Annotated in this window: 12 protein-coding genes and 1 pseudogene; 5 read left to right on the top strand and 8 right to left on the bottom strand. The window is 53.4% G+C overall.

The annotated features are described in order from the left end of the window. Positions 1-85: 85 nt before the first annotated feature. Positions 86-1441, bottom strand: coding sequence for a tryptophan--tRNA ligase (locus ACN1C3_RS20920; protein ID WP_419117668.1), 1356 nt, complete (start codon positions 1439-1441; stop codon positions 86-88). A 24-nt stretch (positions 1442-1465) separates the two neighbouring features. Then, on the bottom strand, positions 1466-2095 hold the full coding sequence (locus tag ACN1C3_RS20925) for an alpha/beta hydrolase (RefSeq protein WP_419117669.1): 630 nt from the start codon (positions 2093-2095) through the stop codon (positions 1466-1468). Between the two features lie 146 nt (positions 2096-2241). Between ACN1C3_RS20925 and ACN1C3_RS20930 the strand changes: the two genes are divergently transcribed. After that, complete coding sequence (locus ACN1C3_RS20930) at positions 2242-2676, top strand: YhcB family protein (protein ID WP_419117670.1); 435 nt, start codon at positions 2242-2244, stop codon at positions 2674-2676. Between the two features lie 81 nt (positions 2677-2757). Here ACN1C3_RS20930 and ACN1C3_RS20935 read toward each other — a convergent pair whose 3' ends face one another. Both ACN1C3_RS20935 and ACN1C3_RS20940 read right to left on the bottom strand, forming a co-directional pair. After that, positions 2758-3474 carry an OmpA family protein gene (locus ACN1C3_RS20935; RefSeq protein ID WP_419117671.1) on the bottom strand — a complete coding sequence of 239 codons (717 nt, stop codon included), beginning with the start codon at positions 3472-3474 and terminating at the stop codon, positions 2758-2760. Between the two features lie 116 nt (positions 3475-3590). Next, a complete protein-coding gene (locus ACN1C3_RS20940) occupies positions 3591-4235 on the bottom strand; it encodes an MBL fold metallo-hydrolase (protein ID WP_419117672.1) in 645 nt (214 codons plus the stop codon). A gap of 182 nt (positions 4236-4417) precedes the next feature. Between ACN1C3_RS20940 and ACN1C3_RS20945 the strand changes: the two genes are divergently transcribed. Further along, positions 4418-5398, top strand: coding sequence for a tyrosine-type recombinase/integrase (locus tag ACN1C3_RS20945; RefSeq protein ID WP_419117673.1), 981 nt, complete (start codon positions 4418-4420; stop codon positions 5396-5398). Positions 5399-5792: 394 nt separating this feature from the next. On the opposite strand, the gene ACN1C3_RS20950 is transcribed toward ACN1C3_RS20945, so the two are convergent. Both ACN1C3_RS20950 and ACN1C3_RS20955 read right to left on the bottom strand, forming a co-directional pair. Beyond that, the gene (locus ACN1C3_RS20950) at positions 5793-8012 is read right to left on the bottom strand and encodes a S8 family peptidase (RefSeq protein WP_419117674.1); all 2220 of its coding nucleotides are present in this window, start codon (positions 8010-8012) and stop codon (positions 5793-5795) included. A gap of 2 nt (positions 8013-8014) precedes the next feature. Continuing rightward, positions 8015-9049, bottom strand: coding sequence for an AAA family ATPase (locus ACN1C3_RS20955; protein ID WP_419117675.1), 1035 nt, complete (start codon positions 9047-9049; stop codon positions 8015-8017). A gap of 458 nt (positions 9050-9507) precedes the next feature. On the opposite strand from ACN1C3_RS20955, the gene ACN1C3_RS20960 reads away from it, so the two are divergent. After that, positions 9508-10017, top strand: a complete 510-nt coding sequence (locus ACN1C3_RS20960) for a hypothetical protein (protein WP_419117676.1) — start codon at positions 9508-9510, stop codon at positions 10015-10017. 129 nt (positions 10018-10146) lie between these two features. Here the strand turns inward: ACN1C3_RS20960 and ACN1C3_RS20965 are convergent, their stop codons facing one another. After that, positions 10147-10350, bottom strand: coding sequence for a hypothetical protein (locus ACN1C3_RS20965; RefSeq protein ID WP_419117677.1), 204 nt, complete (start codon positions 10348-10350; stop codon positions 10147-10149). Positions 10351-10848: 498 nt separating this feature from the next. Next, on the bottom strand, positions 10849-11703 hold the full coding sequence (locus tag ACN1C3_RS20970; RefSeq protein ID WP_419117678.1) for a DUF1214 domain-containing protein: 855 nt from the start codon (positions 11701-11703) through the stop codon (positions 10849-10851). A gap of 102 nt (positions 11704-11805) precedes the next feature. On the opposite strand from ACN1C3_RS20970, the pseudogene ACN1C3_RS20975 reads away from it, so the two are divergent. After that, positions 11806-12111: pseudogene (locus ACN1C3_RS20975) on the top strand (IS66 family transposase); the annotation flags it as partial. Positions 12112-12688: 577 nt separating this feature from the next. Then, the gene (gene ltrA / locus ACN1C3_RS20980; RefSeq protein WP_419117679.1) at positions 12689-14350 is read left to right on the top strand and encodes a group II intron reverse transcriptase/maturase; all 1662 of its coding nucleotides are present in this window, start codon (positions 12689-12691) and stop codon (positions 14348-14350) included. The last annotated feature ends 550 nt before the right edge of the window (positions 14351-14900 follow it).

Raw genomic sequence — 14900 nt, forward strand, 5'->3', positions numbered from 1 at the left:
CGTTAGCAAGGCAACAAAAACGGGCCGCCACTGTAGCGACGGCCCTTGAGAATGGCAATCAACCCTTAGTCGGGCAGATCTCCGATTAGTCCTGCGCAGGTGTCAAAGCAACCCGCAAAGCGTCGATGGCAGCATCGCGAGCAGCGCTGTCGGCGAATGTCGGGCTGTCGGCCACGCACTCGCCTTCCAGCCACACGCTGAAGCTCAGGTTGTCGCTGCGCAGGTCCAGTTCCTGACCCGCTTGCAGTTGCTTGGTCACCGCGCCAGCGGTTTTACCATCGGCAAAGTTGCGCGACAGCAGCAATTGCTCGCCGTCGGCCGCCAGCAGACGGAAGCGGAAACTGCCGTCATCTTCACGGAAGCTGACGAAGCGCGCGGCTTTCGCGGCTTTTTTCTTGGTAACCGTGGTGGCTTGCGTCTGATTGACGAAAGACCGCAGGCCGACCGCTTCACGCAGTTCGTTGAGGAACGGTGTGGCGACGCTGCGGGCTTTCTTCGCACCGGTCTGCAGGATGTCTTCCAGGTCCGCCGGACGCTCGATCAATTGGTGATAGCGCTCGCGGGATTCACCCAGCTCGCTGTCCAGCAATTGGAACAGGCGATTTTTTGCTTCGCCCCAACCCAGTCCCTGCAACAATTCGCTGCGGAATTCGTCGGACTGCGCCGGTGTGGCGAAGGCCTGGAACAGGGTGAACAGGTGCGAGTTGTCCGGGTCTTTGGCTTCGCCGGGGGCGCGGGAATCAGTGACGATCCGCGAGATGGCGTCCTTCATTTCCTTGGCGCTGCTGAACAACGGGATGGTGTTGTCGTAGCTTTTGGACATCTTCCGGCCGTCGAGACCTGGCAGTGTGGCCACGCTCTCTTCGATCACGGCTTCCGGCATGGTGAAGAATTCTTTGCCCTGGCCGAACAGGTGGTTGAAACGCTGGCCAATGTCGCGCGCCATTTCCACGTGCTGAATCTGATCGCGACCGACCGGCACCTTGTGCGCGTTGAACATCAGAATGTCCGCGGCCATCAGCACCGGGTAGCTGTATAGGCCCATGGTGATGCCGGCATCCGGGTCTTCACCAGTTTCGACGTTCTTGTCCACCGAGGCCTTGTAGGCATGGGCGCGATTGAGTAAACCCTTGGCCGCAACGCAGGTCAGCAACCAGGTCAGCTCAGGGATTTCCGGAATATCGGACTGGCGATAGAACGTCACCCGATCCACATCCAGACCACCGGCCAACCAGGTCGCAGCGATTTCCAGACGCGAGCGCTGGATGCGCAGCGGGTCATCGCATTTGATCAGGGCGTGGTAGTCGGCCAGAAAGTAGAACGAATCGGCATTGCTGTCACGGCTGGCAACGATCGCGGGACGAATGGCCCCGGCATAGTTGCCCAGGTGCGGCGTGCCGGTGGTGGTGATGCCGGTGAGGATACGCGTACGAGTAGTCATGGGTAATCGCTTATCAGACTGCAATCAATTCGAAAGGCGCGGCAGTATCAGATCTTTGAGGTCCGTCAGCTTGCCGTGAAAAAAGTGTCCGCATTCTGCCACTTTCAGCAGCTCATGGGGGCGATCAAGGGCGTCGGACCAGTCGTAGACCAGTTGCGGATCGATCACTTCGTCGGTTTCTGGCTGAATCAGGGTCAGCGGACAGTTTTGCGGCAACTGATCCTGATCGCCCAGACGCATGACCGCAGGCGCGACCATGAATAAGTGAGCCAATGTTTCGCCCTTGGCTTCCAGACGTCCACCGAGGCTGGCCGCAACGAAACCGCCGAAGGAGAAACCGAACAGCGTGATGGGCAGCTCAGGATGCTGCGCCCGAAACCATTGCGCCGCCGCCAGTGCATCATCGACTTCACCGGTCCCCATATCATGACTGCCGGCGCTGGCGCCGACGCCGCGATAGTTGAAGCGCAACGTGATCAAACCAGCATCCCGCGCCGTGCGTTGCACAGTCGAAACAACTTTATTGAGCATGGTGCCACCCTGCACCGGGTTCGGGTGGCAGATCAGCGCCAGGCCACGGGCGTCGGGCTGATCCAGGTACAAAGCTTCCAATTGGCCAACCGGGCCATCGATAAATACAGGGGTTTCGCGCATAAGCAAGGAAGGAACTCCGTGACCTCGAATTGGGTCGACTCGTCTAGCTAAAAGTCTGTGCCTGGCATGATTGCGATCTCGTCGCGGTATACAGCGCAGGTCCGAGCCGTTAACGTAAAGCAAAGCCGTTTATAGAGGAAGGACTCGTGGAACACTCGCTCTTAGTTTGGTTGTTGCCGACTCTTGCCCTGGTTGCCGGTGTCGCCATTGGATTTCTGGTCGCTCGTCTGCTGCCCAATGCCGCGCCTAACCGCACGCAACGTCAGCTGGATGATATTCAGGAACGTTTTGACAGCTATCAGAATGAAGTGGTCACCCACTTCAACAGCACCGCAGCTTTGGTCCAGAAACTCACTCAGAGCTATCAGGATGTGCAAGACCATCTCGCCGAGGGCGCCAATCGTCTGGCCCTGGACGAACTGACTCGCCAACGCCTGCTGGCCGCGCTGCACGCCGACTCGGCACAAGCACCACGGGAACGCCTGACGCCACCGCGCAGCCAGGAAGCGCCGAAAGATTACGCGCCAAAAACCCCGAACGCTCCCGGTATGCTCGATGAGCATTACGGCCTGAAGAAATAATCAGGGTTCAAGCGTAAAAAAAAGCCCGCCCGATCTACTGAAGATCGGGCGGGCTTTTTTGTACTTGGGTGTTAGCCGGGCTTATTGCTGGGTTTGCTGCTGATACTGCTGGCCAGGAATCGGCTTGAGGTTGACCTCTACCCGACGGTTCTGCGAGCGGCCATTGGTGTCGGCGTTGCTGGCGATCGGGTTATCCGGGCCGGCACCACGAGCCGACAGGTTGGCTCCGCCGACGCCCTGGGACGTCAGGTAGGTCGCTACGCTTTGAGCACGACGCTGGGACAGGTCCATGTTGTGCTGACGGCTGCCGGTGCTGTCGGTGTAACCCACGATTTCGATCTGGTTCTGGTTGAACTCCTTGAGGGAGCCCGCCAGGTTGTTCAGCGGCTGATAGAAACCAGAGGCAATGTTTGCCGAATCGGTCGCGAAGGTGATGTTGCCCGGCATGATCAGTTTGATCTGATCGCCCTGGCGCTGCACTTCGACGCCGGTATTGGCCATGCTTGCACGCAGCTTGGCTTCCTGTTTGTCGGCGTAGTAGCCGTAACCGGCGGCGGATGCACCGACCACCGCGGCGCCAATCAGCGCGCCTTTGCCACGGTTGTTGTGGTCGATGGCAGCACCGGCCAGCGCACCGGCCAAGGCCCCCAAACCACCGTATTTGGCAGTTTTGCTCATGCCCGTGGAACCCGTGGAGCTGTCGGCCTGCCCCTGGTTGTCATACGGGTTCTGGTTCGCACAGCCGGACAACAAGGCCACGGCAGTAGCGACAATAATCAAGCGACGCGAGGTGAACATGGAGAGCTCCTACTTTTTTTGCATTCTGTGGTGCAGCTGATGTTGGCAATAGACCTTTGCTGGCGTTGGAACACGACAATCGGCAAAAATTCCGTGAGTCCGTCTACGCCAGAAAATCAGGCTCGCACAAAGGGGTTTTCACGCATTTCATCGCCCAGACGGGTATCGGGACCATGCCCGGTAATCACGGTTGCGTCTTCATCGAGGGTATACAGACGCTGCTTGATCGAACGCACGATGGTCGCCTGATCACCGCCCCACAAGTCTGTACGCCCTACCCCGCGACGAAACAGCGTGTCACCGGCAATCAGCAGCTTAGCCTCAGAAAACCAAAAGCTCATAGATCCTGGTGTGTGACCGGGTGTGTGCAGCGCAACGCCACAACCGCAGGCCAGCTCTTCGTCATCCGCCAACCAGCGATCCGGAGACGGGACGGGCGTGTAAGGCACGCCGAACATGCTGCACTGCATTTCCAGGTTGTCCCAGAGGAACTGATCCTCTTTGTGCAGGTGCAGCGTCGCGCCGGTTTTTTCCTTCAATTGGCCGGACGCCAGGAAGTGATCGAGATGGGCGTGGGTGTGAATGATGCTCACCACCTTGAGCCCCAACGCATCGAGCCGCGCCAGGATCAACTCATGATTGCCGCCCGGATCGACGACGATGGCCTTTTTCGTGATCGGATCACCGATGATCGTGCAGTTGCACTGCAAAGGGCCGACGGGGAAGGTTTCGCGAATAAGCAAGGGCTTTGCGGCTTCCATAGGTGTTCCTGTAAAGTTAATGGCACATTTTTGGCACAGTGCGAAAAGCGATGGCGACGTTTAGGAAGAAAGGCCCTCACCAATGGCACGCCCAGATCAGGCGTAAAGGGTGGCCCCAACAGACACGCACATTCAATACCCAGCTAGAGGCAAAAACCTGGGCGACCATGATAGAGCGAGAAATGGATGCCGGCGTATTTGTCAGCCGCAGCGAAGCTGAAACGACCTCCTTCGCCAGCGCCTTGGAGTTATACGCCAAAGAGATAACCTGCAAAAAACGAAGTAGTGCATCCGAGCTGTCACGCATCCAGGCTATGCAACGTCATCCAATGGCCCTTCGCTCGCTTGCCAGCATTCGTGGCTCCGATATGGCAAGTTACCGTGATAGTCGCCTCGAAGAGGGCCTGGCTCCAGCCACGGTGCGCCGCGAACTCGCCTTGATCTCTCACGTATTCACCATTGCCCGTAAAGAGTGGCGTATGGAGTCTCTGACCAATCCGGTCGAACTCATCCGCCAACCAAGTGTTGACGACTCACGCGAGCGACGGATTCTCAGCGCCGATGTATGGACGCAAAAAGGTGGGAAGCTGCTGTACGAACACATGGACGAGCTCGAAATGATCTGCCGCTACTCTCGCTCGACCGAGCTACCAAAGATCATGACCTTCGCAGTGGAAACAGCAATGCGCCGCAGTGAAATTACTGGCTTGCAAAACGCTAACGTCAATCTAGACAAGCGAGTTGCTCTGCTGCCGATGACCAAGAACGGCTCTTCCCGCGGCGTCCCCCTCTCCAGCAAGGCAGCAGGCATATTGAAAAACCTTGCTGAGCGAGACGACGGTCGCTGTTTTCGGAGTCGGCCGGACTCAATCACTAAAGCATTTGCAAACGCTATCGCCGACGCACGCAACGCCTACACAGAAGGTCTGTCCCTTCACCTCAAACACAAGAAGCTCTCACAGGACAAGATCGACAAGCGCATCGAGGCCGATCCGTTCCTAATGGATTTGCGCTTCCACGATCTACGCCATGAGGCAACCTCGCGCCTAGCGGAAGTCTTCCCGCTGCACGAACTGACCAAGATCACTGGCCATCAGGATACGCGCATGCTCATGCGCTATTACCATCCCAAAACGGAGGACTTAGCCAAGAAGCTCACTTAATTCGACTTGCTGATTATGAGTTGCTGGGCAAGCTACTATGCCTAGAGAAATCGTTCGTAGGTGAACGTAGGTTGGCATAGCTGAAGGCCCCGTGATACGTGGTGTTGAGCGTAGTTATGAGAAGGTTGCTCAAGCTGGTGAGTGTACCGTGTTTGTACTGTTTCTGTAGCGTGTCCGGGCTGTACCCTGAACTGGCATCGTTGGTCGAAAATAGAGCAATCAGTCCTTGAATTCAGGTCTTTCGTAGACCCGAACAAACTGCAATGAATATATTAAGGCTTGTTGAAAAATTTAGGGCTGTTTATGAGTTGGAGTGTTAATAACTTGGTAAACGGCTTTTTACGTGCTAATAGGAGCAAAAATAGCTCGGTAAAACCGAGCTATTAGTATAAATTCAACTGACGACAATGTCCTGATTTAGGACTGCGCTTTCTAACTCGGTTCGCATACTTTGAACAGTAGAGTCGTAAAGCGTGTCAGCTGCATCGGACGCGCGTAAAGTTAGGACGAAGGCAACCTCTTGCGGTGGAAGCTCAGAGTGGTGCTGTATATCAAATTGGTAAAGGTCGCGTGTAAATATTCGTGCATTGAGGCGCATAGTACTTCCGGAAATCCCAGTTCCTCGGTGCTCTTTATAGTGATTGCGTACGGGGCTCCATTTAGCTAAGTCAGATCGAGCAGAAACTTCTTTTTCTTTATCCTCTCTCATGCTCCCAGCAAGGCTGATAGTGTTGCCTGACGCGGACGTGGCCTGTAGCGACGCCTGTAATCGTGACGAAAAATAATTTTCCCCTACCGACTCAGAGACTAAAGGCTTCAAAACAGCGGTCAGTGCAACAGATCCTACAAATTTCCCATCTTTAATTAGCTCTGGCGGGATAGGTATGTTATTCCAGTAATAGTTGAAACCTGGTTGCAATGTAGCTGTCCAAGCCATGGTTACATCACCAGGTTTGCAAAACCAAGGTAGATTGTCTTCTTCCCAAGGCGTGCCCCAGCCGATAGAGTCGTTATGGGCGTCGAGTTCACTTTTGTTGATTAGCAACGCCTTGACTAAATCAGGAGAAGCCTCTTTTATATTGGCGAATGTGTGTGCTGCAAGAGAAGATACCAAAGGAGTACTGAAGCTTGTTCCAATATCCACTCCTCCACCGATCATGCGCAGTTCGGAAAACCATGATAAGTCTGGTTTTTTCATACCTGCTGGGGCAGGGCCTTTTAAACTTATGCTGCACGCATCGCCAGGGGCCATTTTTATGAAGTCGTAACTTCTTCCGCTTATGGTAAGAGCGGCCTCACAATCGGCTGGTGCACATATCAGACCGTGCTTAGGGTTGTGGCCAATGTTGCCAGCAGAAATTACTGGTAATATATTATATTTCCTGGCGATTTTGCTTAGTTCGTGCCCTAAATAGCTTACTTCTTCTTTTTTTGCTGAAGAGGCCATGAGGTTGAAAGACAGGTTCCAGACTTTAGAGTAAGGGGCGGTTTCCTTCGCGACATGGTCTAGGTAAGCAAGTAGTTGTCGGTGATTCGGGGTCTTTGGTGCGCTGTCTTTGCAAATTGCTTGTGCAGAAATAAAAGTACAGTCAAGCGCCGGCAGTGGCCTGTCAGCATTCCATGCGTGTGCGTGACAGACTAGAGAGGCAACTTTGTTTCCATGACTAAGGTTTGCATCAAGATCCTGCACAAGCGGAGCTAGAGAGTGCCTTTGGAGAGGCAAGTAACTTCTTGCGTTGATACCGCCATCGACAATCACAACGGTTGGCGATGTCGTTGATATCACTGACGGGGATGGCTCCCTTCCTTTTCCGGGCTTGTCTGCGGATCTTAAGGTGGGAGCGGGATCGATACGGTAGATCGTGCCGGATGCCACTAATCTTTCGAGGTCATGTTTTGTAGAAATATTTAATGAGAGTACGGAGTTGCCCGCCTCCAGATAAAGATCCAATGCATCTTTTGCGGCATCTGGTAGCTTATCTTCATTTGAGTCGTCAGAACTGAAATCGAATTCCGGATGGCCTAGGTTACAATCTATCTCAGATAATACTTCTTCGAGCTTTGCTGCGAGCTCTTTACGTGCACTGAGGCTTTTGAAAGGCTTGAGCCAAACGTTGATTACCTTTGAGTTTCCATCTTCGGGTAGTTCATTCCACTGCTTTTGAATATTTAGGCCGCGAAGGGTTTCACTCTCGTCAAAAGGTTCAATGCTTGATATGCGCGATATATCAACCATGTCATTAGTCTTCTTGGAATTCTTTAAATGGCGAGAAAGCTCAGATAAGCTTTCTCTATTTATCTCAATTAGAAATCCTTTGTAAGCAGGTGCAACGATGCGGCAACCTGCCCGAGAGTCAAATACGTCTGTAGGAGTCCAGCTGGGAGATAACGAGTCGTCATCCATTTTTGCGATGATATGTGTCATACCCGAAAAAGTTATTCGAGATATGTCCGACTTGTCAATCTTGGCGACCTTGGCAGATAGCGCTGTGCGCTTATCTTCTAGCGCGTTTAATTTTATTCCTTTTTGATTTTTACCTCCGCCCGAGACTGTTTTCGGTGTAGGGCTTTTAAGTAGCCGCAATACGGGGTTTACTACCGGGCGAGGAGCCATGGCTAATCCTTTAGATAAGTTGAAAGGGTTTGGCGACTAATTCTGACGATTGAGAGTATTTCGATCTGTGTTATGCCCAGGCTCTTGGATAAAAAACGGCAAGTGCTTTTTTTATCGTTGTGGCACTCGCTGTGTTCTGCCAGCAAAATTTCAGATGCGATTTCTGGTACATCAATTTCTTTATGTTCGATAATTGCAACACGTCTCGCAGATAGCGATACTGATTCAATATCAGCTCCGCTCATGCTTGAGGATATTTTTGCTAGCGCTGATACAGTTGTGCTCTCTCCTTTATCCTGAAATAGGAAGTGATTCCAGAGATGCGTTCGAAGATCAAAGTCTGGGTTCTCGAAGCGCATCCTATACGGGAATCTTCGCCAAATAGCTCGATCTAGAAGCTCTGAATGATTAGTTGCTGCTATCACAATGGCTTTGTCGTCTAGCGAGTCTATCGCTTGAATTAGTGTGTTTACTACCCTTTTAAGCTCGCCTAGCTCATGAGTGTCGTTTCTCAATTTTCCAATCGCATCAAACTCATCAAGGAATATGATTCCGTTTCGCGTTGGTACAAAATCAAATACGCTTCTGATGTTTTTTGCCGTGTCCCCCAGCAATGAAGATATTAATGAGTCGAGTCTTACTACGTAAAGCGGCATAGATAGAGCGGATGCAATATGGCCTGCGACTAATGTCTTTCCTGTTCCTGGTGGTCCAGACATTAGAAGATTCATTTTTCCAGAGAGACCATTTTTTTGTAATAGCTCGTAGTTCTTCACGCTAGCAACAAATGTATCAAAGGTTTTCTTTAATGACTCATTCAAGAAAACTGGTGACATCGGGCATGGGTGTTCTTCCACCAAAGTACTTCTGGACTTTGGATCTGTCGGTAGGCTTTCTGAGTAACCGGAGGCGCGAAGTGGGACGCCTTTTCGCCTTATCGCCTGCTTAATTTTTTTGCTGATTTCGGGATCAGCGGACGTAGAACTCGCGGCAATTCTACTTGAAATTTGTCTGACTTCCGTATAGTTGGCGTTCAAAGACGCCTCTATCAGGTCAAGGATCTCGTGCGATGGGATAGATATCGTGGACATGGCATTGCCGCTAAAAAATTTATTGAAATGTCTAGTTTTTAGCTCGTTATGTCAATCATGATCGCGTATTTGTTAACAAAATCTCTCATTTGTCTGACAACTGGTTCCTTTGCCTCTGCGGCAGGGCTTATCGCGGTCGTTTGCCAACGGCCTTCCAATTTCAGACTACGCCATCAGCCATGACATGGTTCATTTTTCCTCTTGCAGCGTAGTGTATAGCGGCGACTAGGGCAGGCTGTGGAGCGCGGAGCAACTGAGTGAATGTCTTTAGCCTGTGGTTCCGCATGAAAGGGCCAAACGTCTTACAAGCAAAGCATTAGCATCTGCGCTGACTACCGTGCATTTCATGAGTTGAGGGTACTATTACTCGATCGAGTGAACTGCCCTGTTATTAGGAGCTACCGATGACCAGTGGACCCCAAGCAGCAACTGCTTTTGCCGCATCCCCCCCGCGCCTGGCTGCAAAATTTCCAGACAACGATCAAGAGGAGCTATGGATAGCGGATATCAAAGCATGTGTGCCACTTGGCACGTGTCAGGTCTTCAGGGAGGTGATGTTTGTTGAGTCGCAGGGAGCGGCGTATATCTTCGGAATTGAGAACGAGGATGGCCGTCCTCGGGGCGTCAAGGCTGAGCTGGCTGATCGACAACAGGCTTTCATCGACTTCTTGCGAGAGCAAAACGAAATCATGGATCGCGCGTTGGGAGGCTTTGGAGCGCTTTTTCAAGGCTCAGAGTACGCCAGTGAGGGCAAGGTGACTGCCGCCTACATGATTCATCGAGAGCATCTGATATATCTGGCTTTGGGCTACCGGAGTCGCGAGGGTGAATACGTGCGGGAAAAACTCGATAACCAAAATGAGTTTCTTGAAAACGCCCGAGCTATGTTGGCCTTCGACGAGTTGGATCGCTGAACTAGTGAGGGCTACAAAGTCGCAATTGCGTAGAGACGACCGCACCTGAGTTAGCAGGCGCAGCTGAGGCCCCTGGTTTCGGTGCGAGTCTGTAGATCTGCTCATCTGGACTCATACAGGTGGCTGCTACTAAGTCACCGGCGTATCAGAAACTGGCAGTTCGCTAGGTGTTGATGCCGCAGAATGAATGCCCAGATCTATTAAGGTTTCTGCTCCGTTTCTGAGGAGAATCGATCGAAGGGTCGTGCGCGTGACGAAGGCTGGCAACGGATTGATGGGGCCATTTTGCTCTTCGATGAATCGTGGTTCGGATTCATTGGTTAGCTTTTTCATGGTTCTGCTCCTGAGTCGAAATGAAAGAGCCGCCCGCCACAATGTGATAGCGGTGCTATCAGTCATATTTAATCTTGGGTTGGATTTTTGCTACCGAAATCCGAAATCTCATCGGAGCGTGCGCTCGCGCTATCGCCTTCAAACGCTGGCTTTTTCAGACTGCTTGCCGCTTTGATCAATCGCTGTCGCCAACCTGCCGCCTGCAATGTTCGCAATCGGGTAATTGCACAGACTTGCCCACCCATTTGCATTCGACCTGACCAATCAATTACATCGGATTTGACCATTACACTGCGTGGCCATGACCGGCAGAGTACGACCCAATATAGCCGTTCGCTTACGAGTGCAAATGGCCGTTTTTGACTATCGCCACCGGCAGCATAATGGGTCGTTTTCTGCCCTTCGCGACAGGCAACAATCGATCCAAAGCAGCCTCTGACAACCGCATTTACGCCCATATAGCAGGAACCATTCAGAGCTACCGAGAGTCGCTTACATCTACTCGACGCGCTTAAATTTGGCGACATCTTCCAGTTTCCAGGTCTGGTCGAAGAATGCCTGCTTCGGACCGTAGAGCCGGAAGATCGTGAACCAGCCTTTGCCGGGGAGTGTGGCCAGCCAGTTCTTGCCTTCACCGGGCGACTTCGGCCCGAAGTAGAAGTCGAAGCTGCCGTCCGCGTTCTGCACCGGTTTGTCCATCGTGTTGATTGACGGAAAGGGCTGGCCGTTATCAAGACCGGAGCCGGTGATCGGGTCATACACAGTCACCGACCAGAAGATGGCGGCGGGAACGTCCTTGGGGACATGCAGCTTGTAGTCCTTGTCGCCGCTCAGAAAATCGCCGTCGACGTCGCGATAGGCGACGAGGTACTTGGCGCCGATGTTATCCATGCTCAACGCCATGGCGGGACTGGTGGAATAGGCGTAAGTGAAGAAGGCGGTGCGTGCATCGAGGTAGTTGAACGTGGGCGACGTAAAGGTGGCGTTGCCGGGGAACGCATTGATGTACTGTCGGTCGGGGTACCACATCTGATCCTTCAATAGCGGTGAGGGCGTGTAGACCCCGATATGGCCTATGCGTGTGGCCGTGCGCGCCGCTTTGTCGAGCAATGCACAGGCTTTGGCGTCGGGCGCAAATGGCTGGCCTTGGACGATGCCAAGCGCTGCTGCCATGCCGCGCATTTCCATGTCGGCTGGATTGACGTATTCATGGTCGATGAACCGCCAGAGCATGTCGTATGCCGTGCCATCTTTCGGATAAAGCAAGTCCGCTGGCACGCCCGAGGCGTCGGGGAACTGCATCGCCTTGGCCGTTTCCTGCTTCCCGAGCGGATAGATTCGCGTCTGCTCCATTACCTGTACGGGTTCACCAGCGTACTGGAGGCCGCCGAGAAGGATTCGACTCTTTGAAAAAGCCGCGCCAGAAGACGAACACGCCATAGGTGCCGGAGCGGTAGGTTTTTCGAACTCCACGCCACCAACAAGAGCACGCTCGCCGAACAGGCCCTGCGCTGTATCCAGTTGCTGTACGAAATCGAGAGCGAAGTCCGCGATCTGGAGCCGGATTTACGGCGCCGAATACGGCAAGAAAAAGCCGTCCCGGTGATGGATAGGCTGCATGCCTGGATGATAGCCCAGCGCGATCTCGTGCCCGAAGGTTCGGCGATCAGTAAAGCGTTGGATTACAGCCTGAAACGCTGGGCAGCGCTGTCGCGCTACCTCAATGACGGGGCCGTACCTATAGACAACAATTGGGCGGAGGTGCGACACGAAGTCGCTTACAGAAGTTGTTCCCCTTTGAGGGAACCACCCGTGTCACCGGGTGAATCTAGAAGGCTGAATCAAGAGCGCTTTCGACAATGTGACGAGGCACCGCAAGGTGTGGGGTACTAATCGTGAGAGGCGTACTCTTCTGGCAGCCATGGCCGGACAAGGGCTAGATAGTCGGTATGGTGAACACATGTGAACCTGCGTAAAGATCGTTAAATTGAACGAGCGGAAATGGCTTATACGCTCGAACCAAAAGGTAGCGGAGGTGGGAACAGCGTTTTTCTGCACGCGCGTTCGTGACCCACATGCCTCCCGGTCGATAGCAGGCACCTAACCCGACGTACTTCAGTAAGCGGAACGTGGAAATCCCGTATCGCTCCCCTCGGGGACAGCCATTTGCAAAAACGGCCCATGGCGGTGCGGGCGAAGGAACGAGGAAAAAGCGAACGCCATCCTGTAACGGACTGGATAGAAGTTGAAACATCACTTCACGCGAAAGCGGGCAGACGTCCTCATGGTCTCTCTTCACAAGAGAGTATGTAGAACCCTTTCAACGGAGGGAGGGCAAATGAACGCAGCAGCATTGGCGTGTGCACCTTCCGGCACGTCGTGGGACGGCATCAATTGGGCCGACGCTCAACGTCGAGTAAGAGGGCTGCAAGCGCGTATTGTGAAGGCTGTACAAGACGGCAGGCATAATAAGGCGAAAGCCTTGCAATGGCTGCTGACTCACTCGTTTAGCGGCAAAGCTTTAGCCGTGAAACGGGTGTCTGAAAACAAAGGCAAGAATACCCCCGGTGTGGACAAGGTCACTTGGAATACACCGAGGGCCAAGATCGGTGCGATTGCGTCATTGAGGCGGCGAGGCTACTCGCCGCTTCCGCTTCGGAGAGTGCTTATTCCGAAGAAAAACGGCAAGACGAGACCTCTCGGAATTCCCGCGATGAAATGCCGGGCCATGCAGGCGCTCCATTTGCTGGCTCTGGAACCTATAGCGGAAACCACCGCCGATCCGAACTCTTATGGATTCAGGCCGGAACGCTCAACTGCGGATGCCGCCGCACAGTGCTTTGGTGTGCTGTCACGAAAAGCAAACGCGGAGTGGGTGTTAGAGGGCGACATTCAAGGCTGTTTCGACAATATCAGCCATGACTGGTTGATCGCCCACATCCCTATGGATAAGGCGATTTTGCAGAAATGGCTCAAAGCCGGCTACGTCTACCGGAATGAGCTATTCCCCAGCCACGCCGGAACCCCGCAGGGAGGCATCATATCCCCGGTGTTGGCGAACATGGCGCTGGACGGGTTGGAAGCGATGCTGGCGAAGAGGTTTCCCAATGCAAAGTGGACAGCCCGAAAAATGCAGATGGTGCGTTATGCAGATGACTTCATCATCACTGGCTGTTCGAAAGAGTGGCTGGAGAATGAAGTCAGGCCCGCTGTGGTTGAGTTTCTAGCAGAGCGTGGACTTGTCCTCTCTCCGGAAAAAACCAAAATAACGCACATAGGGGACGGGTTCGACTTCCTCGGATGGAACTTGCGCAAGTACAACGGCAAGCTCCTGATCAAGCCATCGAAAGCGAACATTAGGGCTCACCTTGCCAAGCTCCGGGAAGTGATCAAGACCAACAAGTCGATTAAACAGGTCAATTTGATCGGGCTGCTCAACCCGATTTTACGGGGATGGGCGAACTATCATAGCCACGTGGTCGCTAAAAAAGTCTTCAATCAGGTAGACAGCGAAGTCTGGATAATGCTCTGGCGCTGGGCGGTGAGGCGGCATCCGCGCAAAGGAATCCGGTGGGTCAAGGACAGGTATTTCAAAGTCCGAGGATCGCGCCGGTGGGTGTTCTCCACCGTTGAAAAATACGCAGACGGTAAGGCAAGGGAATACACCTTACTGAAGGAATCGGACACGCCGATAGTGCGGCACATCAAGATCAAGGCTGCTGCCAACCCGCATGACCCCAATTGGGATGAGTATTTTGAGTTCCGATGGGGCAAGAAAATGCTCAAATCAACGAAGGGACGAGCGAAGCTGTATCGCGTCTGGCTACAGCAAGGCGGCCTATGTTCTGTTTGTCATAAGCCCGTTACTAAAGATACGCCGTGGCATAGCCGCCACATCGTAAAGTTGGCCGACGGCGGAACGGACGCAGCAGTCAATCTTGAGATCTATCATCTGCGTTGCCCCAGAGATCAGCAGTACGCCAATGTTAAAGAGGTATAGCCGGGTACTTAACAGTGCCTTTGTAGAGGCTTGAGCCGTGTGCTGGGAAACTCGCATGCACGGTTCTTAGGGGGTTGGACGCGGGCAACCGCGTCTGACTACCCGACAACCAAATCCGGCCCTGGGCGTTGGGGCGCAATTATCCGCAGTCGGAAATTATGTCGGGTATGCGGCGGTGGTGGCAGCGCGCCTGGCTGCCCACCACTGCCGACGTTGCATAATTTCAGAGACTTTCCAGAAACTTCAGCAGGGCGTCAGTCGGACGATAGCGCGTGCGCTTGCTTTCAGGTGGGCCTATGACGGTGGCGCCGAGCGGGCTGTTGTTGATTTTGTGGAGGCAAGAAAGTCTCGCCAGGTATTGATCCGCAGGTATGGTGTGCTCCTGTAGAGGGGGCGGGCTCTACAGGAAACCACCGAAAATTATGGCGTGTCCGAAACGCGCCAGGAGACCCGGAAAGCAGGCGGACTATGCGATCACGAAACCGGGTACGGGCGAACTGAGCATAATTTCCGACTGCGGATAATTACGCTTATGCCAAGCTTCGCATAA

Origin of the sequence: Pseudomonas sp. H11T01, from assembly GCF_048515765.1 — a bacterium.
Lineage (GTDB): Bacteria > Pseudomonadota > Gammaproteobacteria > Pseudomonadales > Pseudomonadaceae > Aquipseudomonas.

What these genes read in the sequence shown, in the direction of transcription:
- ACN1C3_RS20940 (WP_419117672.1), bottom strand. Translation starts at nt 4,235, where the DNA reads ATGGAAGCCGCAAAGCCCTTGCTTATTCGCGAAACCTTCCCCGTCGGC.
- ACN1C3_RS20945 (WP_419117673.1), top strand. Translation starts at nt 4,418, where the DNA reads ATGGATGCCGGCGTATTTGTCAGCCGCAGCGAAGCTGAAACGACCTCC.
- ACN1C3_RS20920 (WP_419117668.1), bottom strand. Translation starts at nt 1,441, where the DNA reads ATGACTACTCGTACGCGTATCCTCACCGGCATCACCACCACCGGCACG.
- ACN1C3_RS20935 (WP_419117671.1), bottom strand. Translation starts at nt 3,474, where the DNA reads ATGTTCACCTCGCGTCGCTTGATTATTGTCGCTACTGCCGTGGCCTTG.
- ACN1C3_RS20970 (WP_419117678.1), bottom strand. Translation starts at nt 11,703, where the DNA reads ATGGAGCAGACGCGAATCTATCCGCTCGGGAAGCAGGAAACGGCCAAG.
- ACN1C3_RS20965 (WP_419117677.1), bottom strand. Translation starts at nt 10,350, where the DNA reads ATGAAAAAGCTAACCAATGAATCCGAACCACGATTCATCGAAGAGCAA.
- ltrA (WP_419117679.1), top strand. Translation starts at nt 12,689, where the DNA reads ATGAACGCAGCAGCATTGGCGTGTGCACCTTCCGGCACGTCGTGGGAC.
- ACN1C3_RS20950 (WP_419117674.1), bottom strand. Translation starts at nt 8,012, where the DNA reads ATGGCTCCTCGCCCGGTAGTAAACCCCGTATTGCGGCTACTTAAAAGC.
- ACN1C3_RS20925 (WP_419117669.1), bottom strand. Translation starts at nt 2,095, where the DNA reads ATGCGCGAAACCCCTGTATTTATCGATGGCCCGGTTGGCCAATTGGAA.
- ACN1C3_RS20960 (WP_419117676.1), top strand. Translation starts at nt 9,508, where the DNA reads ATGACCAGTGGACCCCAAGCAGCAACTGCTTTTGCCGCATCCCCCCCG.